Source organism: Streptomyces solicavernae, assembly GCF_029968095.1.
Classification (GTDB): Bacteria; Actinomycetota; Actinomycetes; order Streptomycetales; family Streptomycetaceae; genus Streptomyces; species Streptomyces solicavernae.
The window spans coordinates 25,773-51,003 of record NZ_JASCIR010000036.1; the positions used below are offsets into that span (position 1 = coordinate 25,773).

The following is a 25,231-nucleotide window of genomic DNA, read 5'->3' on the forward strand; positions in this document are numbered from 1 at the left end:
CACCACCCCATCCGCCCCACCTGTCAGCCTCCTTCTGAGAAAGGCCCCCTGCCCATGAGTTCCGACACACGCCCGGCCGGTGAGACGAAGGGCGCGGTGGAGTTGACCGCCGCCATGGTGCTCTCCGGCACGCTCGGCGTCTTCGTCATCGAGTCCGGCACCTCGCCCTTCAACGTGGTTTTCTTCCGCTGTCTGTTCGGCGCCGCCGCGCTCGGCCTGTACTGCGTGCTGCGCGGGTTCTTCAAGAACCACGGCTTCACGCCCAGGAAGCTGGGCCTGGCCGCGCTCGGCGGCGCGTTCATCGTGTTCAACTGGGCGTTTCTCTTCGAGTCGTACGAGGGCACGTCCATCTCGGTGGCGACGGTCGTCTATCACACGCAGCCCTTCTACGTGATGCTGCTCGGCGCCCTGCTGTTCCGTGACAAGCTCACGGCCACCAAGTTCGGCTGGCTCGGTGTGGCCTTCGTGGGCCTGGTGCTGGTCGCCGGGGTGTCCGCGTCGGACCTGACCGGCGGCGGGGACAGCGCCTATCTGACGGGCCTCGGTTACGCCCTGCTGGCCGCCGTGTTCTACGGCGCCTCGACCGTCATCACCAAGCGGGTCACGGGTGTGCGGCCGCACTTGGTGGCGCTGGTGCAGCTGGTGCTCGGCATCTTCCTGCTGCTGCCGTTCACCACGCTGAGCGAGACCGAGGGTCTGGGTGCGGACTGGGGCTGGCTGGTCGGGCTCGGTCTGATCCACACCTGCGTGATGTACGTCCTGATGTACTCCGCGTACCAGAAGCTGCCCACCCCGAAGATCGCCGTACTCGCGTTCGTGTACCCGGCGGTCGCGATGCTCATGGACTGGGCCGTGTACGGGCACAGCGTGAGCCTGCTGCAGGCGCTCGGCATCCCGCTGATCGTGGCTGCGAGCCTGGGCATCAACCTGGGCTGGTCGTTCAAGGGCAAGGGCAACGGCAAGGGCAGGGGCAGGGGCAGGGGCAACGCCAACGCCAACGCCAACGCCAACGCCAAGGCTGCCGAGCCCGCCGCGGGCGCGGCGAAGGAGCCGGTGGCCGCGGGCGGCGCCGCAGCCGAATCCAAGGTCGAGATCAAGTCCGGAGGCACCCGATGACCCTCGTCACCGACCCGAAGGCCCCGCGCATCGCCATCGTCGGTGCGACCGGAGCCGTCGGCAACACCCTGATCGGCCTGATCGAGCAGCGCGGGCTCCGCTACCGCGACATCCAGCTGGTCGCCTCGGCCCGCTCGGCGGGCACCGAGCTGACCGTGGACGGTGTCGCCCGCCCGGTGCACGCCGTCGACGCGTTCGACTTCTCCTCCGTCGACCTGGCGTTCTTCTCCGCCGGCACCGAGGCCAGCGAGCGGTGGGTGCCCGTGGCGACCGCGGCCGGGGCCGTCGTCATCGACAACACGATCGCGTACCGCATGGACCCGGACACCCCGCTGGTCGTGCCGCAGGTCAACGCGCAGGAGCTGGACCGGCGCCCGGTGTCCGGCGTGATCGCCAACCCCAACTGCTCGACGATCCCGCTGGTCCGTCTCCTCAAGGGCGTCGAGGAGAGGTGGGGCGTGCGCCAGGCCGTCGTCTCCACCTACCAGGCGGCGTCCGGACTCGGCCACCCCGGCGTGGAGGAGCTGCACGAGGCGAGCCGCGCCGCGCTGGAGCACCCCGAGGAGGCGTACCCCAGCAAGGAGTTCACGCCGTCTCTCGCGTTCAACGTGATCCCGAAGATCGACCGCTTCCTGGACACGGGTTTCACCCTGGAGGAGCAGAAGATGCTCCAGGAGTCCCGGAAGATCCTCGGCATTCCGCACCTGGACGTCACCACCACCTGTGTCCGCGTGCCGGTGGTCAACGGCCACTCGGAGGCCGTGTGGGTCGAGACGCAGGGTGTGGTGGACCGTACGGAGCTCGTCGAGGTACTGGCCGCGCTGCCGGAGGTCACGGTGCACGACCGTGAGGCCGTACGGGAGTTCCCCACGCCCGCCACCATCGACGACCCGGACCGGGTGCACGTCGGCCGGGTCCGGGTGAACCCCAGCAATCCGCGCGCCTTCTGGCTGTGGCTGGTCGCCGACAACCTCACCATCGGCGCCGCCCTGAACGCGATCCAGATCGCCGAGGAGCTCATCGCCCGGGAGACCCTGTGACGGGCTCCGAGGCGACGGCGCACCGGCGGCCGGTCGCGGTCCTGAAGTTCGGCGGCTCCAGCTTCCGGACTCTGGCCTCGTACGGGCAACTGGCCGAGGCGCTGAGCCGGCGGGTGGCCGAGGACGGCACGCGTCTGGTGGTCGTGGTGAGCGGCCGGCCGGGCGAGACGGAGCAGTTCCGGGAGCGCCTGAACCAGGTCAACCGGCACCCCGAGGACGAGACCGTCGCGGGCCTGCTGACCTTGGCCGACACGGTGGGCGCGCAGCTCCTGGCGACGGCCCTGCACCGGGAGGGCCGCACGGCGACGGTGCTGGCCGGGCACCAGCTGGGCCTGGTCACCGACTCGGCGTTCATGTGGGCGAGGCTGGAGCACACCGACCCGGAGCCGTTGCGCGCCGCCCTGCACGACAACGAGGTGGTGGTGGTGCCGGGCGGCCAGGCCGCGGACAAGCAGGGCCGGCCGACGTGGCTGGGCAAGAACAGCTCGGACCTGTCGGCGGTGGCGGTCGCCGCGGCCGTGGGCGCCGGGGCCTGTGAGATCCACTCGGACGTCGACGGCATCTACAGCTCGGACCCGCATCTGGTCACGGGCGCGCAGCTGCTGGCCGAGGTGTCGTACAACACGGCCGCGTTGATGTCGCTGTACGGCGCGAAGGTGCTGCACCGCAGGGCGGTACGGCTTGCCCAGCGGAACCGGATCGAGATCGTGTGCCGCTACAACAGGGCGCCGTTCCCGGCCGGTTCGGTGATCGGCAGTGCCGGTTCTTCGGTGGCCGCGGTGGTGCTCAACCAGCGTTCCACGGCTCTGCGTTACCCGACGGACGAGCTCGCCGACCAGGCCTTCGCCGTGTTCCACGGGGCGAACATCGATGTCGTACGCCTCACCTCGGGGCCGTTGGTGGCGATCACGGGCGGGTTCGTGGATCTGCCGGAGTTCCAGCGCCGCAACGGCATCGTCCCGGGCGAGTACGCGGGCGTGCCGGTGACCGCGGTGCGCGGCAGCCAGGTGGCGACCAAGCTGGCGGACGGCGAGGAGGACGCGCTGCACGTCTCGCAGCGCCTGCACGACTACGTGAACCGTCCCGGCGCGGACGTGGACCCGAACGCGCCACTGCTAGAGATGCAAGGAGCCTGACAGCGATGACCGCGACCACCGACCACACGGTCCCCGCCGCCTCCGCGGGCACGGAGACCTTCCGCGAGACCGCCCTGCCCGACGCGGTGCGGGACGCCCTCGGCGCACAGCTGGCGCAGCTGCCCGACCCGAACGCCGACATCGACCGTTCGACGACCCGGCTGCTGCAGCTCTTCGCGGCCCTGCCGACCGGACTGCTCCAGGAGATACTGGACTTCGGCCGCCATATCGACACCCCCGGCGTCAGCCTGGTCAGCAATCTGCCGGTCGACGCCGAGCTGCCGGACACTCCTTCGGACGGCGGTCCGAGCTCCGGCAAGAAGACGTTCGTCGCCGAGGGGGTGCTGCTGGGGCTGAGCGGTCTGCTCGGCGAGCCGATGGGCGTACTCACCGAGAAGGCCGGGCAGCTGGTGCATGACGTCATCCCGGTCGAGGGCGGCTCGATGACCCAGACGAACCAGGGGTCAGAGGCCTTCCTCAACTTCCACAGCGACATCATGCACGACGTCATCGGCCGCTATGACGTGTCGAACCCCGACTTCCTGGTGCTCAGCTGCCTGCGGCCGGACCACGAGGGCATCGCCTCCACCTTCTACGCGGACGCCCGTGACATTTCGGCCGCGCTGCCTGTGGAGACCCTGGAGCTGCTGCGCAGTCCGCTGTTCCGGCTGAACGCGCCGGGCAGTTACGTCCGGGACGTGGCGGGCGGCCAGGACGTGCTTTCGGAGCCGGTGCCGATGATCAACGGGCACGACGACTACCCGGAGATCGCGATCTCCGCGAACGGTGTGCACGCGCTGACCGGCGGCGCCCGCAAGGCCCTGGACACGCTGCAGGAGGTGTGCCGGACGGTCGCCCACCGCGTCGAGCTGCGGCCCGGCCAGGCCCTGTTGATCAACAACCGCAAGGGGGTGCACGCCCGGTCCACGTTCACCGCGCGCTATGACGGCCGGGACCGCTGGCTGCAGCGGACGTACGTACGCCGCAGCCTGTGGAATGTGCGTTACCGCGTGACCGAGGAGAACCGCCGGGTCCACCACTGACCCGCACGCCGGTACGCGCCCTCGTGAAGGGTGCCGCCGGGACCCGGCGGTTCCCAGCGGCCGCCCCTCCGCTCCGCCCCGCACCGCGCCGGGAGACCCCCGGCGCCGTGCGGGGCTTCACCTTTTCCAATGCTCTGTCCGCTGAATTACCGTTATGCGGCTGCGATTTACCGCGGTAAACCGCTCCGGGCCCCGGCATGGCCGCGACCGGTCATGCCCGCCGCGGCCATCCGCCGACCGCCGCGCACGGCCCTCGCGCGGCCGATGATCGACGTACCCACCAGGCAGCGGTACGCGGCGAGTCGAGGGAGATCATGGGTACGACACTGGCGCAGAAGACATGGGACGCCCATGTCGTGCGGCGCACGGGCGGCGGCGAGGACCTGCTCTACATCGATCTGCAGCTGCTCCACGAGGTGAACACCCCGCAGGCCTTCGACCGGCTGCGGGCCGCGGGCCGCACCGTGCGCCGCCCCGGCCTCACCCTCGGCACCGAGGACCACAACACGCCCACCCTGGCGCTCGACCGGGTCATCAAGGACCGCGAGGGGCGCCGGCAGGCCGAGCTGATGCGCTCGAACTGCGCCGAGTTCGGCATCCCGCTGCACCGCTTCGGCGACCCCGGCCAGGGCATCGTGCACGTCATCGCCCCCGAACTCGGCCTGGTGCGGCCGGGGATGACGATCGTGTGCTGCGACTCGCACACCACGACGCTCGGCGCGTTCGGCGCCCTCGCCTTCGGCATCGGCGCGAGCCAGGTCGAGCACGTCCTCGCCACCCAGACCCTGCCGATGCGCCCGCTGAAGTCGATGGCCGTGCATGTGGACGGCACCCTGCCCGCGGGTGTCGGCGCCAAGGACCTGGTGCTCGCCCTGATCGCGCGGATCGGCACGGCGGGCGGCCAGGGGCACATCGTCGAGTACCGCGGCGAGGGCGTGCGGGCGCTGTCGATGGAGGCCCGGATGACGCTGTGCAACATGACCGTCGAGGCCGGTTCGCGGGCCGGGACGGTCGCCCCGGACGAGACGACGTACGCGTATCTCGCGCAGTGCCCCGGCATGCCGCAGGGCGCGGCGTGGGACGAGGAGGTCGCGTACTGGCGCAGCCTCGTGAGCGATGCCGACGCCCGCTTCGACAAGGAAGTCACCCTCCGTGCGGGCGAGTTGAGCCCGTACGTGTCCTGGGGCACCAATCCGGCGCAGAGCGTTCCGCTCGACGGGCGGGTGCCCGCCGCCGACGGCTTCGCCACGGCCGCCGAGCGGGCCGCGGCCGAGCGGGCCCTGGACTACATGGACCTGAAGCCGGGCACGCCGCTGCGGGACGTCGCCGTCGACACCGTGTTCCTCGGCTCCTGCACCAACAGCCGGATCGAGGACCTGCGGGCCGCCGCCGACGTCCTGCGCGGACGCAAGGTCGCCGACGGGCTGCACCTGATGATCGTGCCCGGCTCCGCCCGCGTACGGCTGCAGGCCGTCGAGGAGGGCCTCGACCGGGTGTTCGCCGAGGCCGGTGCCGACTTCCGGGTGGGGGCGGGCTGCTCGATGTGCGCGGCGCTCAACGAGGACCGGCTGCTGCCCGGGCAGCGCGCCGCCTCCACCAGCAACCGCAACTTCGAGGGCCGGCAGGGCCGCGGGTCGCGCACCCACATCGTGTCGCCCGCCGTCGCCGCCGCCACGGCCGTCACCGGACGGCTGTCCTCGCCCGCCGACCTGTGAACCGCCGTTCCGTGAACCACCGTTCCGTGAACCGCCCACCCGCGAGCCGGAGACCGTCATGGAGAAGTTCACCGTCCACAGCGGGACCGCCGTCCCGCTGCGTCGCACCGACGTCGACACCGACCAGATCATCCCCGTCCGGTTCTGCGCCAGTACGAGCCGCACCGGCCACGCCGACGCCCTGTTCGCCGACTGGCGCGCCGAGGACGGCTTCGTCCTGGAGGAACCGGAACGCCGCGGCGCGTCCGTGCTCCTCGCGGGCCAGGACTTCGGCACCGGATCGTCGCGCGAGTACGCGGTGTGGGCGCTGCAGGACTACGGCTTCCGGGCCGTGATCGCGCCCCGCTTCGGGGACATCTTCCGCGGCAACTCGCTGATGAACGGCCTGCTCACGGTCGTGGCCCCGGACGCGGTGGTGGAGCGCCTGTGGGAGCTGACGGAGGCCGACCCGGCGGTGCCGGTCACCGTCGACCTGGAGCGTCTTCAGGTGCGGTGCGCCGGCCTGGTGCAGGGCTTCACCCTCGACGAGGACGCCCGGCGCCGCCTCCTCTGCGGCCTGGACGCCATAGCCGACACCCTGCGCTTCGAGGCGGACATCGCGGCGTACGAGGCGACCCGGCGGCCCGCGCTGCCGGTGACGCGGCGGCCGTCGGCGGCAGCACGATGAAGCTGTCGCAGTGCGCGGCGTTCGCCGCCATCGCGGACACCGGCAGCTTCACCAACGCCGCCCGCGCGCTCGGCATCAGCCAGTCCGCGGTGAGCCACGCGATGGCCGGCCTGGAGGCGGAGCTGGGCGTGACGCTGATGGTGCGGGACCGCTCGGGCGTGCAGCTCACCGACGCCGGCCGCCGGGCCCTGGACCCGGCCCGCGCCACGGTGGCCGAGGCCGAGCGGGTCCGGCAGGCGGCGCGCGGGGCGGGCTCCGAGCCCGAGGGAACCGTGCGGATCGGCACCAGCCAGAGCTTCGCGGCCCGGCTGCTGCCCGGCCTGATGTCCGAACTGCACGCCCGCTACCCGCTGTTGGAGATCGAGCTGCGCGAGGGCAGCGACACCCAGATCGCCCGGTGGCTGCACGGCCGCGCCATCGACATCGGCATCGTAGGCCTGCCCAAGCGGGGCCTGGCCACCGCGCCACTCCTCCAGGACGAGATGTTCGCGGTGCTGCCGCTCGGTCACGCTCCTGCGGCCCAACAGGCCCTGGCCGTCGACCAGTTGGACGGGGAGCCGTTCCTGATGCCGGTCGGCGGCATCGAGGCGCTGGTCCGCGCCGCCTTCCGCACGGCGGGCCTGGAACCGGCGATCAGTCATCACGTGCGGGACGTCAACGCGCTGCTCGCCATGGTCGCCGCCGGGCTCGGCGCGACGGTCCTGCCGCGGCTCGCGCTCCCGGCGGCGCTGCCCGCGGTGCGCCTGGTCCCGCTGTCGCCGCCGGTCGTACGGCACCTGGGGATCGGCACCCGACCGGGGGCGCAGGGCTCCCCGGTGGTGGCGGCGTTCATCGACGTGGCGCGGTCACTGGCGCTGCGCGACGACTGGAGGAGGCTGCCCGTTGCGAGTTAGGCAGGCCCTCCGCCGGTCGAGCTGCGCGGGGCGGAGGTCAGACGACGGGGCGGGTCGGCGCGTGCCGCACCCCGAGCACCGTGCAGCCGGTCCCGGTGCTGACCCGGTGCACGCTGCCGGGCTCCTCGACGACGAGGTCACCGGCCCGGTACCGGTCCCCGTTGTCGTTGCAGAGCTCCCCTTCGAGTACGAGGATCAGCTCGTAGCCGAGGTGTTCGTGCAGGTCGCCGTGGGCGCCCGGCGCCATCCGCGTGATCATCGCGGCGCCGGAGGCGTCGTCGTCGGTGACGTACAGGCGGTGCACGTCGACGCCTGCGCGGCCGGGCTCCTGCCAGCGCTCCCAGCGCAGCGCGTCGAGGCCGACGGGGTCGAAGATGTCGCGTACGACGGTGACATGGCGCTCCTGCGGCTCGGCTTCGGGGGCCGCGGGTCTGGTGACGACGGACATGGGCGTACTCGCTTTCCTGGGTCAAAGGCGTCGGCGGGAGCCAGCAGCGGTGGGGCTGCGGGTGTTCAACTGGGCTTGCTAGGCGGCGAGTTGGGCGGACGAGGTGAGGACGGGCGCGGTCACGTCGGCCGCGATGGCGTCCGCGTTCTGCACGAAGTCCGTCCAGAATCCGGGCCTGCTGCTGCCGCCCTGCATGAACCAGCGGGTGTGCTCGGTGGGGATGCCCAGGACGTACAGCCCCTCGTCGGGCCTGCCCGCGCGGTCCAGCGGGTGGAAGGGCGCCTCGGTGACGGCGACCCCGCCGGTGTCGAAACGGCCGCCGTCCGCGCCGTGGTTGACGTACGAGGTCCAGATGCCCTGCTCGCGGAGGCTGCGGGTCAGCGGGTGCGGGTCCAGGCGCACATCGGGCGTGGGCACGCGGGCGTCGACGACGGTGTCGACGAGGACCCGGGAGTCCGCCACGTACGGCGAGTGCACGGCGAAGCGTCCCGATGCGGCGTCCGGCAGGAAGCGGGTGCCGGGCCCGGCGATGCGCAGCACGCCGCAGTCGAGGAGCGCGCGGACCTGCCGCAGGCGGGTGCGGGGCGGCCCGGCGGCGAGGAACGAGCTGCGCTGCACGTACCAGCCGAGGAAGTCCTCGCGGTGCGAGTCCGGGGTGAGGCCGCCGAAGTCGACGAGCGCCCGGATCACGGCGCGGGAGTCGCGGATGACGTCGAGCGCGGCCTTCAGCGGGTCGTCGACGTTACCGGCCTCGGCGTGCGCCAGGTCGTCGGCGATCGCTGCGGTGAGCGCGCGCCGGAACTCCTCGGGGCTGTCGAAGTGGCGGCCGGCGAACGGGCGTGCCTGCTCGTCCAGGTCGATGCGCGGCACGTCACCGAGCCCGTACCCGGCGGCGATCTCGACCACGTCGGGCACGCCGTTCTCAGCGGCGGCGACGACCTCGGCCTCGAACGCGGCGGCCCGACCAGGACCGTGACGGCCCGTCAATGTCATTGCGTAGTAGACAAGTTCGACCTCGGCGAGGAGCCAGGGCAGGGCGTCGTCGGCGAAAGAGAGCGCGCCGTGGCGGCTGTGCGCGAGGACGCGTTCCGTCGTGAACAGCACGTGGTCGTATCGGTGGTCGTGGTGCTTCTGGTTGCGGCCCCGGGCCGGGAGCGGCATTCCGCTGCGCGAGCCGGCGACGATCACGGGTTCGCGGCCGCTCGGCCGGTAGACGAGGCCACCGTCGCCGTCGTCCTCGAAGACGCCGCCGCGGCCCTCGGTGAACGCCGCGAGCACATCGTAGAAGGAGAGGCCCAGGCCGAGGACGCCGACGGCCGAACCGGCCGGGACGGCGTCGAGCGGCATGTCGGCCGCCGAGTCGCCCGCGATATGGCGCAGGTGCGGGTGCTCCTCGGCGAAGGCGGCGAGGCGGGCTTGAGTTCCGGTGAGTTCGGGCGTGGTGTGCCCGGTGGTCAGGACGACCCGGTCGACGGTGAGGTGGGCGCCTTCTTCGAGGGCGAGGAGATATCCGTCGCCGGTGCGTCGCAGCGTATTCACGGTCGCCTTGACCGGAATGAGCCTGACTTTCTCGGGGAGGTTTTCCTCGATGGTCCGCAGAACGAACTGCATGTAGCGGCCGTGCAGGGCGCGCGGCGCATAACTGTTGGGCCCCGGACAGTGCGGGTCGCCGGCGCTCCACCACTGGGCGAGCGAGGGGCCCGCACCCGGCCGCGCCGGGCCGCCGTCCGGCTGCCCGGAGAACGCGGACACCTCGTCGGCGACCGTGTTCATCAGAAACCAGGACGGCTGGTCGGTGCGCCAGATGCGGCCGCTGCCCACCTGGTGGGAGTCGATGAGATAGATCTCCAGGCTCTCGGCGACGGGGCTCTCGTCGACGGGGCTCTCGACGGGGCTCTCGGCGAGGCGGGCCGCCATGCGCTCCAGGACGGAAAGTCCCCTGGGGCCACTGCCGACTATTGCCACCTTCATTTATCTGCACCTTTCGGTCGGCGGTATCCGTCTCACCGCACCAAAAAGATACGGATCGCTGTATCTACGGTTCAAGACAGGTTTATTGATGCATTGCATGAGTGTTCTTCATGCAATGTCGCCGCGAAGGGAAGAGGGAAGTAGAAAATGAGCAGCAACAGCAACAGCAACAGCGGCCGACGGCGCCCGGCACTTCTCGTACTGGACCTCATCAACGAGATCGTGCACCCCGACGGAAAGTACGCGGCGGACGGCTACTTCGCACAGGCCCGCGACCGGAGCGTCCTGGAGCGGACCGCCGAGGCGATCGCCCGGGCCCGCGCGGCGGACATACCGGTGATCTACGTCGTCGTCGGCTTCAGCGCCGACTACACCGAGTGGCCCGCCGGTTCACCGGTCTTCGAGAAGGCCAGGGCCGACGGGCGGCTGAAGCTGGGGACGTGGGCGACGCAGGTGCACGACGCGCTGGCGCCCGAGCCCGGGGAGCCGGTCGTTGCCAAGCACCGCATCAGCCCGTTCCACGGCACGAACCTCGAACTCCTGCTGCGTACAAGGGAGATCGACACACTCCTGCTCACCGGGGTCTCCACCGAACTCGTCGTCCTGACGACGGCGCAGGCCGGGCACGACCTCGACTTCCGTGTGCAGGTCCTGGAGGACGCGACGCTCGCGGGGGACGCGGAGATCCACGCGGCGGCGCTGAAGGTCCTGTCGCGGATCGCCACGGTGACGACGGTCGAGGGCGCGCTGCCCTCGACCGGCTGAGATCACTGAGATCGCCGCACTCACAAGCTGCTGCAACTCCCCTGTCAGGAAAGGACGTTCAGGACTCATGGCCAACCGGGCCGCATCCCGCTTCAGCACCGTCGGCGCGTCGGCGACGTACGCCGTCTTCGACCAGGTCGCCGCGTTGCGCGCGCAGGGCGTGGAGGTACTCGACCTGGGCGGTGGCGAACCCGACTTCGACACCCCCGAGCACATCGTGGACGAGGCCGTGGGCGCGCTGCACGACGGGTTCACGCACTACACCCCGAGCCGCGGCGTGCCCGCGCTGCTTCAGGCCGTCGCCGACAAGCTCGCCAAGGACAACGGCGTGCTGGTCGACCCGGCGAGCGGCGTCGTCGTCACACCGTCCGCGAAGCACGCCCTGTTCGCCGCCCTCATGACGGTCCTCGACCCGGGCGACGAACTCCTCGTACCGACACCCAGCTGGGTCAGCTACACCGCGATGGCCCGGCTGATCGGCGCGCAGCCCGTGCAGGTCGCCCTCGACGGCGCGAACGGCTTCCGGATCACCCGGGAGCTGCTCGAACAGCACGTGTCGCCGCGCACCAAGGCCCTCCTGGTGAACTCGCCGAACAACCCCACCGGCCGGGCTCTCACCCTCGAAGAGGCCCGCGCCGTCAGCCAGTTCGCGGCCGAGCACGACGTACTGCTCATCGCCGACGAGATCTACGAGAAGATCCTGTACGACGGCACGGAGCACCTGAGCCTGGCCTCCCTGTCCTGCTGCGCCGACCGCACGATCACGGTCAACGGCTTCTCCAAGGGCTACGCGATGACCGGCTGGCGCCTCGGCTACGCGGCAGGCCCCACCGACCTGATGGCCCAGCTCCTCAAGGTGGCGCAGCACACGGTGGGCTGCGCGGGCTCGTTCGTCCAGCGCGCCGGCGTCGCGGCGCTCACGGGCCCGCAGGAGCCGGTCCAGGAGATGGCCCGCGCGTACGCGGCCCGCCGCGACCTCGTGGTGAGCGGCCTCAACTCCCTTCCCGGGGTGGCCTGTTCACCTCCGGACGGAGCGTTCTACGCCTTCGCCGACATCCGCGCCACGGACTTCCCCGACGCGGCGACGTTCACGCAGTGGCTGCTGCGGGAAACAGGCGTGGCCCTGATGCCGGGCACAGCCTTCGGCCCGGGCGGCGAGGGCTACGTACGCCTGTCCTTCGCGACGTCCCCACGGGTGCTGCGGGAGGCGGTGGAGCGGATGGGGCGGGCGTTGGGCGGTCGGGCATGAAGGGCGGCGCCCACTGCGGCTGATCGGGGGGCGGCCGGGGGCGTTGCCTCGCACGAAGCAGCGATCCGGGCGGCGATGGACCGGCTGCTGGCTGGAACGATCCCGCCGGGCGGCGGGTGCGATCTCAAGACCCTGGCGGCCGAGGCCGGAGTGACGCGAACGGGCTTCTATCCGAAGGGAGAACGTCCCGGCCCTTACCAGCACCTCGCGGAGGAGTTCGAACGGCGAGTGAAGGAGGCCCAGGCAACCGGGATGGTCACGGACCCCAAGGTCTCCCAGATCGAGCGGTTGAAGGCCCAGGTCGCCGAGCTGAAGGAACGGCTCACCGAACGAGACGCGGATCTCGCCGAGCTCACGGCCTTCAAGACCCTCGCGATCTCCCGGCTGGCCGCCCAGCACCAGGAGATCGAACAGCTGCGGGAGCAGGCTGCCGCAGCTGGCAACGTGCGGCGTTTGCCCGCCGCCCGCCCCGGCTCAGCTCCCTTCGGATCATGCAGCTGAGCGCAGACATCGGTATGCGATGGTGCACGAGGAAGTCGTACGCGACTGGGGACGTTCGGTGGTACGTCCCCCTCCTCAAGGAGGGGGACGGCCGCGATCAGGCGGCGGTCTGCAGCGTGGTCTGGTCGGATGCGAGGACTTGAAGGCGGGCGGCCACGGCCTGCGGACCGCGCGCCGCCATCGCCCACAGGGCACTGAGCCGTCGGCCGGAGGACCAGATGCCGGTGGTGGGCGGCCGGAACGGTGCCACGGCGATGTCCTGGTCCGCGAACGGGTTCTGGTCGAGATAGGTCATGCCGCCGGTCCCGCACAGATACGCGCGGGCGCCGGTCGCCGCGGAAAGGTCCGCGAGCCGGACGGAGCGGCCCGGCCGGGCCGGCAGAGGGTTGCTGGTGAGGACCTGGCCCTTCCAGCCCAGCAGGTCCAGCAGGACGCGGGTGGAGGTCTCGGCAACCGTCGCGGTCTTGCCGGTGTCGAATGCATCCAGCACCGGATCCAGGGCCTCGGCGAGGGCGGGCCAGTGAGGGCTGGCCCCATAGTGCTGCCGCAGCATCCCTGCGGTCCTGCGGCGGGCCAGGTCCGGGTAGTCGATCACGGCGTCGCGGATGAGGGTGGGCCGTCCGCTCGGCAGGCGGGTGGGGATGGTAAGCCACTGCTGACCGGCGGGGTCGCCGAGGTTCGCGAGGCGGGCTCGGTGCTGGTAGTCGCGGCGGGTGAACTGCACGTCGTCCAGGACGATCCAGTAGTCCGCCGCGAACAGCTTGGCCAGCGTGGTCAGCCGGGGCAGGAAATTCGGCTGGTGGATGGCACACAACCCGCCCGGCTCGGGCAGGTCACGCGGCGAGGTAGGCGGTGAAGCCATCATGGACGAGGAGCTCGTACGCTGCACGCACATCCTCCGGGACAGGCTGGGAGATGGCGAAGCCGAGTGCCGGATACTCGATGACCCGTTGCAGGTCGCCGACCATCATGCTGATCACTGTCTTCTCGTCGCCCATGCCCTTGAGGTAGGCGTCGAGCGACAACGGGTCGGAGGTGCAGATCACTTCGACGTCGGGCCACTGCTTTTGGCAGGTGGCGAACGCCCGTCGCTCCATGTACGGCATGGTGATGAGCAGTACGGAACGCGGCCGTGAGCCGGCGGCAGCGAGGGCGTCGCGCGCGAAGGCGATGTTCTGGCCGGTGTTGGCGGCCTTCGGCTCCAGCAGCATCGCCTGGTCGGGAACGCCGAGCGTGAGAGCGTGTTCGCGGAAATGCACGGCCTCGCCACGGGGGAATACGTCGCTGGTGGCTGAGCTGTTGCCGCCGGTGAACACGAGAGTGGGGAAGAGGCCGGTCTTGTACAGGTTGGCGCTGTAGGTGCTGACGCCGAGGTCGTTGCATCCCAGGGCCACTGCCGCGTCGCACGCGTGGAGATCGTGCCCCATGTGGTGGTAATCCCAGATCAGTTGGGCGGCCTGCCGCTGGCTCTCGGTAATCTCCTGCGGTCGTTCGTCCGTCACTCTGCACTCCCTGTTCGCTGATGCGGCGATCTGAATGCTCCCTCGCACGTGCGTCTGATCGCCTCGATGCTACGCAGCTGATGTCCCAGACCGGCCTCGGCCGCGATGCGTGCCGCGTCGTCGAGAAGGCGGAGCCCTGCATCGTGGGTGGCAGGGTCGGTGCGCAGGATGTGGGCTTGTGCGGTGGTCAGCTGCACCCGCTGCATCGGGGACTCCGCGCTGCCCGTGGTGCAGGCGATATCGAGGAATCGGAACGCTGCGGCGAGGTCGCCGGCCCCTCGGCGGGCGAGAGCGAGTTTCTGGTGGGCGACCGACCAGTCGTCGATCTCGGCGAGATTCTCGAAGTCGCGGGTCGCGGCCTGCATGACGCGGGTCGCGTAGTCGTGCTCGCCGTCCTTGCTCAGCGCGGTCCCCACCCATAGTTGGGCCCTCGCCCGGTCAAGAGAGGAGAGCCGTTCGTCGACGGCGAGGGTCTCGTAGGCGCGGGCGGCGACCTTCAGCTTGCCGGACATCTCGGCGACCACCGCGAGGGACAGATCGAGCTGGGCGACTCGGCGGGGGATGTCGAGCTGGGTAAAGACCGCGCGGGCGCCGGCATAGGAGTGCCGGGCGGACATCAGCCCCTCGAACGTCCCCTGGTATCGCTTAAGGTCGCCGAGCAGAGCGGTGGAACGAGCAAAGAGGTAGAGGCCCTTCTCGTCCAGGTCAGGGGCCTTGAACCGGCTCAGCCACCGGGTAATAAGACTGTTGGCGGAGGCGAAGTTCTGCCGAGAGAGGGCGACCACGACGCGGTCCAGGTCGTCGGCCCAGGACTCGTACTCCCAGGTTCTGGGACCGGAGGCGGTGACGCGGCGTCGGCCGGCGTTCTGCACCGGGCTGGTCATCTCGGACAGGAGCGTTTCGAACCGCAGGTGGACGGCGGCGTCCGCGCGGCCGAGGGCAGTGTCGAGGATGGCCTGGGTGTCGGGTCTGGGCTCGGTGTCGGCGAGCTTGCTCTCCCACTTGGACACGGTCTCGACGGCCAGGCCGAGCTGCTGGGCGAAGGCCCGCACGCTCAGTCGCAGGGCGAGCCGCAGGGCCTTGGCCTCCAGGCCGGTCCAGTGGTGCACGGTCGCCACGCGTCACTCCCTTCCACCAGTCATCGAAGCAGATCCGTGCAGTCGGCGGGACGGAAGTGGAACGGAAGTAGAACGGCCGGTGATTGGCCGCGAGTTGGCCGGGCGCCACGCTCAGAGCGTCACCACTTGTCGAGTCTTTTGCATGGTCCTGAGCATGGAACCCCTCACGGAGCATCGCCCGGTCAGCGGCCCGGTCGTTTACGGCTTCCTGCGGCTGGTGCGGGTCTCCCAGGCGCGGCAGGACGCGCTGGTCGCCTCGCTCGTCGAGTACTGCCGCAGCCACGAGCTGCAGTTGTCCGGCGTCTTCACCGACCGCGACGCGTCCGCCGGTCCCGCCTCGGCGGCGTTCACCGGGCTGCTGGACGTGCTCGCGCTGCCAGACGTCTACGGCGTCGTCGCCCCGGCCATGTCGCACCTGGGGCCGAAGGCCATAGCCGCTGAACGCGGGTGGCGGATCGAGGCGGCCGGCTCGCGGGTGCTGCTGGTCCGGGGGCCCCGCACGGCCCACCACTCCGTCTCCCGCAGCGGTCCCGTCCGTCGCCGTCACCCAGGCACCACCCGCGTCCTGGACGCCGAGTCATGAGGACCGTGATGACCAAGACGACCCAGCGGTTCTTCGACGCGCGGCCCGAGTCGGTCAGCCAGGCACGGTCCTTCACCTCTGAGGCCCTGACCGACTGGGGCCTGCCGGACCGCGCCGAGGACGTCCGGCTCTGCGTCTCCGAGCTCGCCACCAACGCCCTGGTCCACGGCACTGCCCCCGGACACGGTTTCCTGGTCAAGCTCGACGCCGACGAGGAAGTCGTACGCCTGGAAGTGCACGACAGCCGCGGCCACCACCCGGAAGCCCGGCAGGCCGCCGACACGGACACCTCCGGACGCGGGCTGATCCTGGTGAACGCGCTCGCCGACGGCTGGGGAGTCAAGGACCGCACTCCGTTCGGGAAGATCATCTGGTCCTGCTTCAAGGCCACGGGAGGCACGACAGCATGAGCGTCCTGCTCACTCCGCCCGGCCCTGAGCTGCGGCTGCTGGTGTCGCTCGCCGCCTGGACCTGGACCGGCACCCGCCCGGACGGCCGCGAGATCGCGCACATCCTGATCACCCACACCCCTGCCCTGACCGGCTCGGGCACCGCTGAGACGGCCGAGGCCCGGATGCGGCGGCTGTCCGCCAGCCTCGGTGGCCTGGCCGGCGCCCGGGAGGTCATCCCGGAGCTGGAGCGTTGCCTGCAGATCGTCGGCGACCAGGTGCTGGTGCACTTCCCCGGCGCCTCCCGGCGGCTGCGGCTGCCTACCCGTCGGTCCTGGACCGAACTGGTCGCCCGCAGCGGCGAGGCAATTCTCCTGCTCGGGCTGGACCCCCTGCCGCAGTCCGCTGACGCCGCCAAGGTCGACGCCTACCTGGATGCAGCGCTCGCAGCCGACCGGCTGCTGTTAGGACGCGCCCGCACCCGCTGAAACCGGATCTCCTCGCACGGCCCCCGGACGGAACGGATGAGAGGGAACTGCCATGGAAACCTTCGAACGCGCCCGGCTGGACGCCTACTTCGCCCGGATCGCCGCCCAGTTCGCCCCGGGTGAGCAGACAGCGTCGTTCCTGATCACGCACCTGCTGGCCGAGCGTCCCGCGTTCGTCCGCGCGGTCGCCGCGATGACCCGGCTCACCGCGGTGCTGCCCAAGCCGAAGTCCGTCCACCCGGCCGCGAAGCGCGAGGTCGAGCAGACGCACATGGTCGACACCCTCACCCGCGAATTGTTCGCCCAGGCCGACGACGCTCTGGACTACCTCGAATCCCGTGCCGCCGACCAGACGGTCACCCTGCTGGACGTCGGCGGCTACTTCGCCCCCAGCCTCGCCGACGTCCACAACCGCTTCACCGGCCAGCTCGCCGGGGTGATCGAGGACACCGAGAACGGGCACCGCCGCTACGAGGACCTCGACAAACTGCCCTGCCCCGTCATCTCCGTCGCCCGCTCACCGCTGAAGGACCCCGAAGACTTCCTCGTCGGCCAGTCCGTAGTCTTCTCCACCGAGGCCGTCATGCGCGATCGCGGTGACATCCTCCACGGCCGCCCCGCCCTGGTGATCGGCTTCGGCAAGCTCGGCAGCTCGATCGCCCGCCTCCTGCACGCCAAAGGCGTCCAGGTCACAGTCTTCGACATCGACCCCGTCCGCCGCACCCAGGCCCTCTCCCAAGGATTCACCGTCGCCCGCGACCGCGAAGCCGCCCTGACCGGCGCCGGCCTGGTCCTCTGCGCGACCGGCGCCGTCTCCCTGCGCGGCGAGGACTTCTCCCACCTGCGTAATGGCGCCTACGTCGCCACCGTCACGAGCAGCGAGGACGAACTCGACCTCGCCGGACTCCCCGACGTCTACACCCGCACCCAGGTCGGCGACCACGTCACCCGCTACCAGACCACCGGTCACTACTTCTATCTGGCGAACGGCGGCAACGCCGTCAACTTCATCCACGGCGCCAGCGTTGGGCCGTTCATCTTCCTGGTCCAGGCCGAGATCCTCGCCGCGATCAGGATGCTCACCCGCGGCGACCTCGCCCCCGGCATCCATGAGGTCCCCGCACCCGACCGCGAAGCCATCGCGGCGACCTGGCTCTCCTACTTCAACAGGTGATCACCATGACCATCACGGCCAACCACATCCGCACCACCATCGCCGCCTACCTCGACGAACACCCCGAGGACAAGCGCGAACTCGGCGTCGTCCTCGGCCTCCTGGACGACGGCGACGACCTCACCAACCGCAAGACCCTGCCCGGCCACGTCACCGCAGGGGCTATCCTCGTCGGCCCTGACGGCCGCATCCTGCACATTCTCCACAACGTCACCCAGAAGTGGCTTTTGCCCGGCGGTCATCTGGAGCCCTCGGATGAGACGCTCTTGCAGGCCGCCGGCCGCGAACTCGCAGAGGAGACCGGCATCCCGCCCCACGTCGTCACCCCGCACGGCGAGACTCCGCTCCACATCGACATCCACCCCATCGACGCCAACCTCGCCAAGGGCGAGCCCGCCCACCAGCACTTCGACTTCCGCTTCCTCTTCCGCACCACCGCCGACATCGGCGAACTCCAGGCCGAAGAAGTCTCCGACGCTGCCTGGCGAACGGTCGGCGCCCTCCACGACGAGAGGTTGGGTCAGCGCGTCGCCCAAGCACTGCGTTGACCCCAAGACCGGCCGCCCCTGCGCCTGCGACCCCCGACGCGCGCGGGGGCGGCCTCCCAGCCCGCCCAGCGACAGGCTGGAAGCACCACGACCTCGGCCAGGAAGGCGCTGCGCAGCGCTACTACCAGGTGGGATACCAACTTGCCTGCGAAGCCGACCCCCACGGCCACGCCGCCTGGATGATGCGAGCCCTGGCCCATCAGGCTCTCAGTCTCAAGCAACCCCATCACTGCATCGACCTCGCGGCAGCCGCCCTCACTCGCGGCGCCGGGCACGTCGACGGCCAGACCGAGGCCCTGCTCCACATCACGCACGCGCGCGCCTATGCGGCCACCGGAGACAGCCCCTCCGCCGCCCGCGCGCTTCTGGCCGCCGAGGACGCACTGCTTCGGGAGGACGGGCCGCAGCCCGGCTACTCCCGCGTCAGCGGCCCGGCGGCCGGAACGGTCGCCAGCCATACCGCCCGCACGCTCACCGACCTTGCGGACCACATCGGCACCGAGCAGCAGCACCGCGACGCCCTGGCCCGCTGGGACCCCGTGAAGTTCAAGCGCGTCCACGCCCTGACGCACGCCGATCTCGGGGACAGCCTCGCAGCGCAGGCCCGCGCGGACGAGGCAGTGGCGGCCTGGGATCAGGCACTGACGCTGATGGGAGGCATGGTCTCCGACCGCACCCATAAGGCAGTCACGTCCCTGCTCTCCACTCTCGCCGTCTACCGACGCCGCGGCGTGCCCGGTTCTGCCGAACTCGCCCGCAGAGCACGCGAAGCGCTCGCCCAACATGCCGAACAACCCGGCCGACGAAGGGACCACCGTGGCTCAGCCGACCACTGACGACCAACAGCCCAAGGCCATCGAGCCCGCCCTCGACTCCATGACACTGCTGGTCGCCGCCGTCATCGTCCACGACCGGGCCGCCGACCGAATCGTCCTCCTGCAGCGCAGTCAGAACGCGAAGTTCGCCCAGGGCATGTGGGACCTCCCCGTCGGCAAGAGTGAGCCCGGCGAGCCCATCACCGGGACCGCGGTGCGTGAGTTGTACGAGGAGACCGGCCTGACCGTGCAGCCGCAAGCTCTGAGGGTCGCCCACATCATCCACGGCGCCTGGGGAGTCGAGGCCCCGAACGGCTTCCTCACCGTGGTTTTCGCCGCGCACGACTAGACGGGAGAACCCGAGAACCGGGAGCCGCGGAAGCACGCCCAGGTGCGGTGGGTCGATGCCGATGCCATTCCGGAGGAGTTCGTGGACACCACGCACAGCGCGCTGCGCCGCTATCTCGACGGCGGCCCCGAGGTCTCCCTCGACGGCTGGACCCGTCCCTGATCCCGAGAATGGGGTAAGCCGGTCGCAGACCGAAGGGGCCCGGCTCTTCCGCGAGGCCTGGATCGCCGGTGTACGTGAGCACTTCCCCGGCGAGCCGAAGGCCGGGTACGTGACCCCCTGGGACGACACCCCCGAATGGGAACGGCAGGCCGCCGGCGCGGTGTACGAGCAGGCACGGCCTGAGGACGACCCGCAAGGTCTGGCCGCGCAGTACGAGGCCGTCTGAGCGCGTCGGCGGTCCCGGGCGCCCCGCCCCTGCCGCCCGGCTAACACTCCTCCTCGTACCCGATGAGCTGCAACGCCCCCCGGACCGCCGCCTCGAAGGGCTCGGTGGACTCCGCGGAGCGGGCCGTCACGTAGGCGCCCTGCACCACCGCCGCCAGGGTCGCGCCGACCGCCTGCGGGTCGAGCCGGGCGTCGATCTCGCCCGCCGACCGGCCCTCGGCGACCAGGTCCGCGAGGCGGGTGCGGAGCCAGCCGAACAGCTCGTCGAGCGGGGCGCGGAGGCGGGGGTTCTCGACGACGTCGTAGTCCATCGCGAGCCGGCCGACCGGGCAGCCGCGCAGCACGTCCCGCTCGCGCAGCAGGTACGAGGCGATGCGCCGGGTCGCCGGGCCGGGGCCGGAGAAGTGCGCCTCGGCCGCGTCCATCAGCTCCTGTGCGCTGCGCTCCGTCGCCGCGCGGGCGAGGCCCGCCTTGCCGTCGAAGTGGTGGTACATGCTGCCGACGCCGACGCCCGAGCGCTGCAGGATCGCCTTGGGGCTGGTGCCTGCGTAGCCCCGCTCCCAGAGCAGTTCGCGGGTGGCCTCGATCAGCCGTTCTGGGGTCGCCATGCGCGGCACTCTATCGACGGGGCGGGAGTCTTTCCCAAGGGTTGGACAGGGCCGCCGATCGGACCTTTCGATGCGCCCGTTCGGGCTTTTCGCTGGGCTGCGGTACGTGCTCCGCCGGGCTGCGGTACGTGCTCCGCCGGGCTGCGGTACGTGCTCCGCCGGGCCGCCGCACACGTTCCGGCGGCCCGCCGCATACGTTCCGCCCGGCCCCCACTTCACGCTCCCCCGGCGCCCCCTCACACGTCCCGCCGCTCCACGTTGCGCCGTACCGTCCAGGCGAGGACCGCCCCGCAGGCGAAGGCGGCCGCGGCGAGAGTGGCCGAGAGGTGCAGGCCCGTGGTGAAGTCGGCGGCGGTCGCGGCGAACGTGCCGAACAGGGCCACGCCGACGGCGCTGCCGACCTGCCGGGAGACGTTGAAGACGGCGGAGGCGATGCCGGCGCCCGACGCGGGGGCGGACTCGATGATGGCGGCGGTGGCGGCGAGCGCGGTCATGGTCTGGCCGAGACCGGTCGCGACCAGGGCGAACAGCAGCACCGGGTACGAGGTACCGGGGCCCGCGAGCAGCCAGCCGAGGAAGCCCGCCGTGCCGAGGACGAGCCCGGCAGCCATCGGGACGTACGGGCCGGTGCGGGCGGCGACGCGGCTGAACAGCGGGGCGGCGATCAGGCCCATGCAGACCGAGGGCAGCAGGGCGAGACCGGTGGCCAGGACGCTGAAGCCGCGCTCCTGCTGGAAGTAGAGGGTGGTCAGGAAGAGCATGCCGTAGTAGCCCAGGCTGATCAGCAGGCCGATCGCGGCGGTCGAGGTGAAGGCGCGGGAGCGGAACAGGGACGGCGGCAGCAGCGGTGCGCGCCGGGTACGGCCCTGCGCCTCGCGGCTCTCCAGGGTGCGCTCGACCAGCGCGAAGGCGGTCAGCGCGGCGACGCCGACGGCGAACGCCGACAGCACGAGCGGCGAGGTCCAGCCCTGCGAGCCCGCCTCGTTGAGGCCGCCGGCCAGGGCGACGAGTCCGACGATGCCGAGGATCTGACCGGCGGGGTCCATCCTGCGGGCGTCCGGCTTGCGGCCGTCCGGCTTGCGAGCGTCCGACTCGCGGGCGTCCGACTTGCGGGCGGAGAGCGGAATGTGACGCAGGGTCAGCCAGATGGCGAGGGCGGCGACCGGCAGGTTCAGCCAGAACACCGCGCGCCAGTCGAACCCGGCGACGAGCAGCCCGCCGACCGCCGGTCCCGCGCCGAACGCCACCGAGGCGACGGCGCCCCAGATCGCGATGGCCCTGGCCCGCACGGCCCGGTCCGGGTAGGTGGCCTGCAGCAGCGCCAGCGAGGCGGGTACGAGCAGCGCGGCGCCCGCGCCCTGGGCAAGCCGCCCGGCGATCAGCGCGCCGGGGGTGGCGGCGAGGCCGCAGGCGAGGGAGGCGGCGCTGAAGACGCCGAGGCCGGTGAGGAACATCCGGCGGTGCCCGAGCCGGTCGGCCAGGCCGCCGCCGAGGAGCAGCAGCCCGGCGAAGACGGTGCTGTAGCCGTCGACGATCCACTGGAGTGCGGCGGTGCCGGTGTCCAGGGAGGCGCGGATGTCGGGGATGGCCACGTTGACGACGGTGACGTCGAGCATCACCAGGAAGTAGCCGAGGCTGAGCGCGAGCAGCGGCGGCAGGGCAAGCGCGGGCCTGCCACCGCCCGGCGCCGCGGCGGGAGTTTCTGGGGCGGCGGGCGCGGCGGGCGCGGCGGGCTGCTGGGCCGTCCGCGGCGTACCGGGGGTGATCTCTACGCTGGTCATGGAGAAAGCATCAGCGCCAGACGCTTCGTCAGACACCGAAGTGTCGTTGTCGTACGCTGAGACCATGCCGAAAGCCAGCAAGGCCAAGGGACAGACCGGTAAGGCCAAGGGACAGCCCGCTGCGGAGGGACAGCCCGGCGAGCCGCTCAAGCATCAGACCGACATCGCCCGCGCGGCCGCCCTCGTCGCCGACCCGTCGCGCGCCCGCATCCTCAAGTGCCTGGCCGACGGCCGGGCCCTGCCCGCCAGTGCGCTGGCCGGCGAGGCGGGCATCAGCGCCGCGACCGCCAGCGCGCACCTCGCCAAGCTCGTCGAGGGCGAGCTGCTCACCGTCAAGGAGCAGGGCCGCCACCGCTACTACCGCCTGGCGGGGCCAGACGTCAGCGCCGCCCTGGAGGCGCTCGCCCTGATCGCCCCGCCCCTGGCCATCACCTCGCTCCGGCAGAGCAGCCGCGCCAACGCCCTGCACCGCTCGCGCACGTGCTACGACCACCTCGCCGGGCAGCTCGGCGTCGCCCTGATGCGGACCCTGATCGAACGGAATGTGCTGACCGGCCACGACGGCATCCACCGCCCGAAGGAAGCCGTACGGGACCGCCCCTCCGCGTACGGCCGCGACGTGCACTACGACCTCACGGACGAGGGCCGCACGACCCTGGCCGGACTCGGCGTCGACGCCGGCCGGCTTCCGCCCCGCCGCCCCGCGATCCGCTACTGCGTCGACTGGAGCGAACACCAGCACCACCTGGCCGGCGGCCTCGGCGCGGCCCTCACGTCCCGCCTCTTCACCCTCGGCTGGATCCGCTGGGGCACGGCCCCCCGAGTCGTCCACCTGACGGACGAGGGCGCGGTGGGCCTGGAACGCTCCCTGGGCCTGGTCCTCTCGGACTGACCCGGGACAGGACTGCACGGGCGCCCTCCACCTTCGGCCGACCCCGCCCCCACCGTTGGCGTACGCCCCCGCGCCGGGCTCCTCCGTCAGCCGATGTGCGGGGGTCGGGCGGGCGGGAGGCTGCGGGCATGGAACCGACCTACGTACTCTCCGATGCCGAGCGCGACCGGCTCGCCGCCGTGCTGCTCTCCGTGGCCAAGCACCCGTACGAGGACTACGAGGACTTCTCCCGCGCCGTCGGCGACGTGGTGGCCCGGGGAGAGGTGCCCGGGTTCTTCACCGAGGTCTGCGCGCGGATCAGGGCCGACCGCAGCAGCGGCGCCTCCGACGCCCATGTGCTCCGCAACTGCCCGCTGGACGAGGAGATCCCGGTCCTCGACCTGGACGACCCGGTCGCGGACAAGCACGCGAAGAAGAAGACCTTCGTCGGCGAGGCGTTCCTCGAACTGTTCGCGCAGCTGGTGCAGACCCCGCTGCTGTCGTACGCGACGCGGTTCAACGGCGACTTCTTCACGGACGTCGTCGCGATCAACCGCTACAGCGGCATGCAGACCGGCTTCAGCGACAGCGAGCTCGTCTACCACAACGACCGTACGGCGCACCCCGTGCGCGCGGACTTCATCTCGCTGCTCGGCATGAACTGCCCCGAGGGCGACTTCGTCTACACCGGCTTCACGGACGGCCGCGACCTGCTCGCGCAGCTGAGCGATCAGGACCGACTGCAGCTCAGGGAGGCGCAGTTCATCACCCCGTTCGACGTGTTCTCGCGGGACAACAACAAGGATCTGACGGTCTCCGAGGTCCACCCGATCCTGGAGAACCACCACAGCTTCCGCTACCTGGACACCTGCACCACGACCGCCCCGGGCGCCCCCGAATCCGCGAAGGACGCGCTGCTCGCCCTGAAGAACGCGATGGTGCGCGCGGACAAGACCCGGCACCGCATCCGCACCGGCGACCTGTTCACCTTCGCCAACCAGGACGGGCTGCACAGCCGCGACAAGATGGAGATCAACGACCCGGCCAGGGCGCGGCGCCGCTGGCTCCTGAAGACGTACGCCTTCCGGGACGCGGCCGCCGCCGAACAGCACGCGGACCGCTGGCTCGACGGGGTGCGCGGGCGCGTGGGCGACTGACCCGGCCGCACACGCAGAACGTCAGTGACCCAGAACCTCCGGCCGACGGTGCAGCCCGCCCCCGGGCACCGTCGGCCGGATCTGCGTACCCGGAAAGGCCCGGAAACTCACGACCACGGCGGCCGGTCCCCGTCCAGCGCCTGGCGCATCAGCAGGACCGCTTCCAGGCGGTTGCGCACCGACAACTTGGCCAGGGCGTGCGAGACATGGCTCTTGACCGTCGCAGGCGTGACCTTGAGACGGCGGGCCGCCTCGCGCGTGGACAGCCCCTCGGCGAGCAGCGTGAGCACCTCCCGCTCCCGCTCCGTGAGGGAGCGAAGGAGCAGACCGGCCGTACGGTCCTCGCGGCGCGGCCGGTGCGCCGCGGCGGGCCGGGGCTGCTGCGGCGGCCACAGGCCCACGAGCTCCGGCGACACCACCACGTACCCGGCCGCCGCCGCCCGCACCGCCGCCGCGAGCCGGCCGATCTCCGGGTCCTTGACGAGGACGCCCGCACAGCCCGTGGCGAGCGCGGCCCCGAGCGAGCGGCCGGTCCAGCCCGTGCCGAGGAGCAGGACCCGGATGCCCTTGTGCACCAACTCCCCGGCGAGCGGACCGGGTTGGGCTCGCGAGCCGTCCGCGAGCACGACGACCTGCACTCCGGCCAGCGGCCAGCGGTGCAGCGGCTCCCGGCTGTCGGCGGTGCCGAGCACCGTGACCCCGTCCGCGCCGCCGAGCGCCGCCGCGAGCACATGCCGGGCCACCGGATCGGCATCGGCGAGCAGCACGCACACGTCCGGACGCTCCTGCTCGTACCGCAGCACCAGACCGTCCGCCGCGTAATCCACGGTCATCTCCACTCCGATACTCCGATCTCCGTTCCCAGCCACCGCGGTGGCCACGAGCGGGCCGGGCCCGGACGGTCCGGGCCCCGCCCG

Annotated in this window: 25 protein-coding genes and 2 pseudogenes; 19 read left to right on the forward strand and 8 right to left on the reverse strand. The window is 71.4% G+C overall.

Translation table 11 applies throughout. The annotated features are described in order from the left end of the window. Positions 1–54: 54 nt before the first annotated feature. From QIS99_RS27900 to QIS99_RS27930, 7 genes are all read left to right on the forward strand, one after another. The gene (locus QIS99_RS27900) at positions 55–1,116 is read left to right on the forward strand and encodes a DMT family transporter (RefSeq protein ID WP_282516465.1); all 1,062 of its coding nucleotides are present in this window, start codon (positions 55–57) and stop codon (positions 1,114–1,116) included. Further along, complete coding sequence (locus QIS99_RS27905) at positions 1,113–2,156, forward strand: aspartate-semialdehyde dehydrogenase (protein WP_282516466.1); 1,044 nt, start codon at positions 1,113–1,115, stop codon at positions 2,154–2,156. The genes QIS99_RS27900 and QIS99_RS27905 overlap by 4 nt, the downstream gene beginning before the upstream one ends. Further along, complete coding sequence (locus tag QIS99_RS27910; RefSeq protein ID WP_282516467.1) at positions 2,153–3,292, forward strand: amino acid kinase family protein; 1,140 nt, start codon at positions 2,153–2,155, stop codon at positions 3,290–3,292. The genes QIS99_RS27905 and QIS99_RS27910 overlap by 4 nt, the downstream gene beginning before the upstream one ends. Before the next feature lie 5 nt (positions 3,293–3,297). Then, positions 3,298–4,335, forward strand: a complete 1,038-nt coding sequence (locus QIS99_RS27915; protein ID WP_282516468.1) for a TauD/TfdA family dioxygenase — start codon at positions 3,298–3,300, stop codon at positions 4,333–4,335. A 314-nt stretch (positions 4,336–4,649) separates the two neighbouring features. After that, positions 4,650–6,050, forward strand: coding sequence for a 3-isopropylmalate dehydratase large subunit (gene leuC / locus QIS99_RS27920; RefSeq protein ID WP_282516469.1), 1,401 nt, complete (start codon positions 4,650–4,652; stop codon positions 6,048–6,050). A gap of 58 nt (positions 6,051–6,108) precedes the next feature. Beyond that, positions 6,109–6,717, forward strand: a complete 609-nt coding sequence (gene leuD / locus QIS99_RS27925) for a 3-isopropylmalate dehydratase small subunit (RefSeq protein WP_282516470.1) — start codon at positions 6,109–6,111, stop codon at positions 6,715–6,717. Beyond that, a complete protein-coding gene (locus QIS99_RS27930; protein WP_282516471.1) occupies positions 6,714–7,610 on the forward strand; it encodes a LysR family transcriptional regulator in 897 nt (298 codons plus the stop codon). Before leuD ends, QIS99_RS27930 begins: the two co-directional genes overlap by 4 nt. Positions 7,611–7,647: 37 nt before the next feature. Here the strand turns inward: QIS99_RS27930 and QIS99_RS27935 are convergent, their stop codons facing one another. Continuing rightward, a complete protein-coding gene (locus QIS99_RS27935; protein WP_282516472.1) occupies positions 7,648–8,058 on the reverse strand; it encodes a cupin domain-containing protein in 411 nt (136 codons plus the stop codon). A 78-nt stretch (positions 8,059–8,136) separates the two neighbouring features. Further along, complete coding sequence (locus QIS99_RS27940; protein ID WP_282516473.1) at positions 8,137–10,029, reverse strand: FAD/NAD(P)-binding protein; 1,893 nt, start codon at positions 10,027–10,029, stop codon at positions 8,137–8,139. A 147-nt stretch (positions 10,030–10,176) separates the two neighbouring features. Between QIS99_RS27940 and QIS99_RS27945 the strand changes: the two genes are divergently transcribed. The 3 genes from QIS99_RS27945 to QIS99_RS27955 all read left to right on the forward strand — a co-directional run bounded on the left by QIS99_RS27945 (position 10,177) and on the right by QIS99_RS27955 (position 12,544). Continuing rightward, complete coding sequence (locus QIS99_RS27945) at positions 10,177–10,794, forward strand: cysteine hydrolase family protein (RefSeq protein WP_282516474.1); 618 nt, start codon at positions 10,177–10,179, stop codon at positions 10,792–10,794. A gap of 67 nt (positions 10,795–10,861) precedes the next feature. Next, positions 10,862–12,043: a pyridoxal phosphate-dependent aminotransferase gene (locus tag QIS99_RS27950; protein ID WP_282516475.1), complete on the forward strand. Its 1,182-nt coding sequence runs from the start codon at positions 10,862–10,864 to the stop codon at positions 12,041–12,043. Between the two features lie 75 nt (positions 12,044–12,118). Next, the gene (locus QIS99_RS27955; protein ID WP_282516476.1) at positions 12,119–12,544 is read left to right on the forward strand and encodes a hypothetical protein; all 426 of its coding nucleotides are present in this window, start codon (positions 12,119–12,121) and stop codon (positions 12,542–12,544) included. Positions 12,545–12,641: 97 nt separating this feature from the next. On the opposite strand, the gene QIS99_RS27960 is transcribed toward QIS99_RS27955, so the two are convergent. From QIS99_RS27960 to QIS99_RS27970, 3 genes are read right to left on the reverse strand one after another with little or no spacing between them, the layout of a single operon-like run. Continuing rightward, positions 12,642–13,406, reverse strand: coding sequence for a WbqC family protein (locus QIS99_RS27960; protein ID WP_282516477.1), 765 nt, complete (start codon positions 13,404–13,406; stop codon positions 12,642–12,644). Beyond that, the gene (locus QIS99_RS27965; RefSeq protein WP_282516478.1) at positions 13,378–14,046 is read right to left on the reverse strand and encodes a YdcF family protein; all 669 of its coding nucleotides are present in this window, start codon (positions 14,044–14,046) and stop codon (positions 13,378–13,380) included. Before QIS99_RS27965 ends, QIS99_RS27960 begins: the two co-directional genes overlap by 29 nt. Then, positions 14,043–15,164: a helix-turn-helix domain-containing protein gene (locus tag QIS99_RS27970; protein WP_282516479.1), complete on the reverse strand. Its 1,122-nt coding sequence runs from the start codon at positions 15,162–15,164 to the stop codon at positions 14,043–14,045. Before QIS99_RS27970 ends, QIS99_RS27965 begins: the two co-directional genes overlap by 4 nt. 154 nt (positions 15,165–15,318) lie before the next feature. Here QIS99_RS27970 and QIS99_RS27975 point away from each other — a divergent pair, with 154 nt between their 5' ends. From QIS99_RS27975 to QIS99_RS28005, 7 genes and pseudogenes are all read left to right on the forward strand, one after another. After that, complete coding sequence (locus QIS99_RS27975; RefSeq protein WP_282516480.1) at positions 15,319–15,747, forward strand: hypothetical protein; 429 nt, start codon at positions 15,319–15,321, stop codon at positions 15,745–15,747. A gap of 8 nt (positions 15,748–15,755) precedes the next feature. Then, a complete protein-coding gene (locus tag QIS99_RS27980; protein WP_282516481.1) occupies positions 15,756–16,157 on the forward strand; it encodes an ATP-binding protein in 402 nt (133 codons plus the stop codon). Beyond that, positions 16,154–16,624: a DUF5949 family protein gene (locus QIS99_RS27985; RefSeq protein ID WP_282516482.1), complete on the forward strand. Its 471-nt coding sequence runs from the start codon at positions 16,154–16,156 to the stop codon at positions 16,622–16,624. The genes QIS99_RS27980 and QIS99_RS27985 overlap by 4 nt, the downstream gene beginning before the upstream one ends. Positions 16,625–16,676: 52 nt before the next feature. Continuing rightward, on the forward strand, positions 16,677–17,798 hold the full coding sequence (locus QIS99_RS27990; protein ID WP_282516483.1) for an adenosylhomocysteinase: 1,122 nt from the start codon (positions 16,677–16,679) through the stop codon (positions 17,796–17,798). 5 nt (positions 17,799–17,803) lie between these two features. After that, positions 17,804–18,346, forward strand: a complete 543-nt coding sequence (locus QIS99_RS27995; RefSeq protein WP_282516484.1) for an NUDIX hydrolase — start codon at positions 17,804–17,806, stop codon at positions 18,344–18,346. Between the two features lie 74 nt (positions 18,347–18,420). Next, a pseudogene (locus QIS99_RS28000) lies at positions 18,421–19,182 on the forward strand (tetratricopeptide repeat protein); the annotation flags it as partial. Then, a pseudogene (locus tag QIS99_RS28005) lies at positions 19,130–19,672 on the forward strand (NUDIX domain-containing protein). The pseudogenes QIS99_RS28000 and QIS99_RS28005, both read left to right, overlap by 53 nt. A 266-nt stretch (positions 19,673–19,938) precedes the next feature. Here QIS99_RS28005 and QIS99_RS28010 read toward each other — a convergent pair. Further along, positions 19,939–20,505 (reverse strand): TetR/AcrR family transcriptional regulator, encoded by a 567-nt coding sequence (locus QIS99_RS28010; protein WP_282516485.1) that lies wholly within the window; start codon positions 20,503–20,505, stop codon positions 19,939–19,941. Positions 20,506–20,741: 236 nt separating this feature from the next. Next, a complete protein-coding gene (locus QIS99_RS28015; protein WP_282516486.1) occupies positions 20,742–22,286 on the reverse strand; it encodes an MFS transporter in 1,545 nt (514 codons plus the stop codon). Positions 22,287–22,350: 64 nt separating this feature from the next. On the opposite strand from QIS99_RS28015, the gene QIS99_RS28020 reads away from it, so the two are divergent. Further along, positions 22,351–23,178 (forward strand): ArsR/SmtB family transcription factor, encoded by an 828-nt coding sequence (locus QIS99_RS28020; protein WP_282516487.1) that lies wholly within the window; start codon positions 22,351–22,353, stop codon positions 23,176–23,178. Positions 23,179–23,306: 128 nt separating this feature from the next. Further along, a complete protein-coding gene (locus tag QIS99_RS28025; RefSeq protein ID WP_282516488.1) occupies positions 23,307–24,314 on the forward strand; it encodes a TauD/TfdA family dioxygenase in 1,008 nt (335 codons plus the stop codon). A 107-nt stretch (positions 24,315–24,421) separates the two neighbouring features. Here the strand turns inward: QIS99_RS28025 and QIS99_RS28030 are convergent. Further along, positions 24,422–25,231: response regulator transcription factor (locus tag QIS99_RS28030; RefSeq protein ID WP_282516489.1), on the reverse strand; the 810-nt coding region annotated here is incomplete at its 5' end.

What these genes read in the sequence shown, in the direction of transcription:
- QIS99_RS27900 (WP_282516465.1), top strand. Translation starts at nt 55, where the DNA reads ATGAGTTCCGACACACGCCCGGCCGGTGAGACGAAGGGCGCGGTGGAG.
- QIS99_RS27905 (WP_282516466.1), top strand. Translation starts at nt 1,113, where the DNA reads ATGACCCTCGTCACCGACCCGAAGGCCCCGCGCATCGCCATCGTCGGT.
- QIS99_RS27915 (WP_282516468.1), top strand. Translation starts at nt 3,298, where the DNA reads ATGACCGCGACCACCGACCACACGGTCCCCGCCGCCTCCGCGGGCACG.
- leuC (WP_282516469.1), top strand. Translation starts at nt 4,650, where the DNA reads ATGGGTACGACACTGGCGCAGAAGACATGGGACGCCCATGTCGTGCGG.
- leuD (WP_282516470.1), top strand. Translation starts at nt 6,109, where the DNA reads ATGGAGAAGTTCACCGTCCACAGCGGGACCGCCGTCCCGCTGCGTCGC.
- QIS99_RS27930 (WP_282516471.1), top strand. Translation starts at nt 6,714, where the DNA reads ATGAAGCTGTCGCAGTGCGCGGCGTTCGCCGCCATCGCGGACACCGGC.
- QIS99_RS27935 (WP_282516472.1), bottom strand. Translation starts at nt 8,058, where the DNA reads ATGTCCGTCGTCACCAGACCCGCGGCCCCCGAAGCCGAGCCGCAGGAG.
- QIS99_RS27940 (WP_282516473.1), bottom strand. Translation starts at nt 10,029, where the DNA reads ATGAAGGTGGCAATAGTCGGCAGTGGCCCCAGGGGACTTTCCGTCCTG.
- QIS99_RS27945 (WP_282516474.1), top strand. Translation starts at nt 10,177, where the DNA reads ATGAGCAGCAACAGCAACAGCAACAGCGGCCGACGGCGCCCGGCACTT.
- QIS99_RS27950 (WP_282516475.1), top strand. Translation starts at nt 10,862, where the DNA reads ATGGCCAACCGGGCCGCATCCCGCTTCAGCACCGTCGGCGCGTCGGCG.
- QIS99_RS27955 (WP_282516476.1), top strand. Translation starts at nt 12,119, where the DNA reads ATGGACCGGCTGCTGGCTGGAACGATCCCGCCGGGCGGCGGGTGCGAT.
- QIS99_RS27960 (WP_282516477.1), bottom strand. Translation starts at nt 13,406, where the DNA reads ATGGCTTCACCGCCTACCTCGCCGCGTGACCTGCCCGAGCCGGGCGGG.
- QIS99_RS27975 (WP_282516480.1), top strand. Translation starts at nt 15,319, where the DNA reads ATGGAACCCCTCACGGAGCATCGCCCGGTCAGCGGCCCGGTCGTTTAC.
- QIS99_RS27980 (WP_282516481.1), top strand. Translation starts at nt 15,756, where the DNA reads ATGACCAAGACGACCCAGCGGTTCTTCGACGCGCGGCCCGAGTCGGTC.
- QIS99_RS27985 (WP_282516482.1), top strand. Translation starts at nt 16,154, where the DNA reads ATGAGCGTCCTGCTCACTCCGCCCGGCCCTGAGCTGCGGCTGCTGGTG.
- QIS99_RS27990 (WP_282516483.1), top strand. Translation starts at nt 16,677, where the DNA reads ATGGAAACCTTCGAACGCGCCCGGCTGGACGCCTACTTCGCCCGGATC.
- QIS99_RS27995 (WP_282516484.1), top strand. Translation starts at nt 17,804, where the DNA reads ATGACCATCACGGCCAACCACATCCGCACCACCATCGCCGCCTACCTC.
- QIS99_RS28010 (WP_282516485.1), bottom strand. Translation starts at nt 20,505, where the DNA reads ATGGCGACCCCAGAACGGCTGATCGAGGCCACCCGCGAACTGCTCTGG.
- QIS99_RS28015 (WP_282516486.1), bottom strand. Translation starts at nt 22,286, where the DNA reads ATGACCAGCGTAGAGATCACCCCCGGTACGCCGCGGACGGCCCAGCAG.
- QIS99_RS28020 (WP_282516487.1), top strand. Translation starts at nt 22,351, where the DNA reads ATGCCGAAAGCCAGCAAGGCCAAGGGACAGACCGGTAAGGCCAAGGGA.
- QIS99_RS28025 (WP_282516488.1), top strand. Translation starts at nt 23,307, where the DNA reads ATGGAACCGACCTACGTACTCTCCGATGCCGAGCGCGACCGGCTCGCC.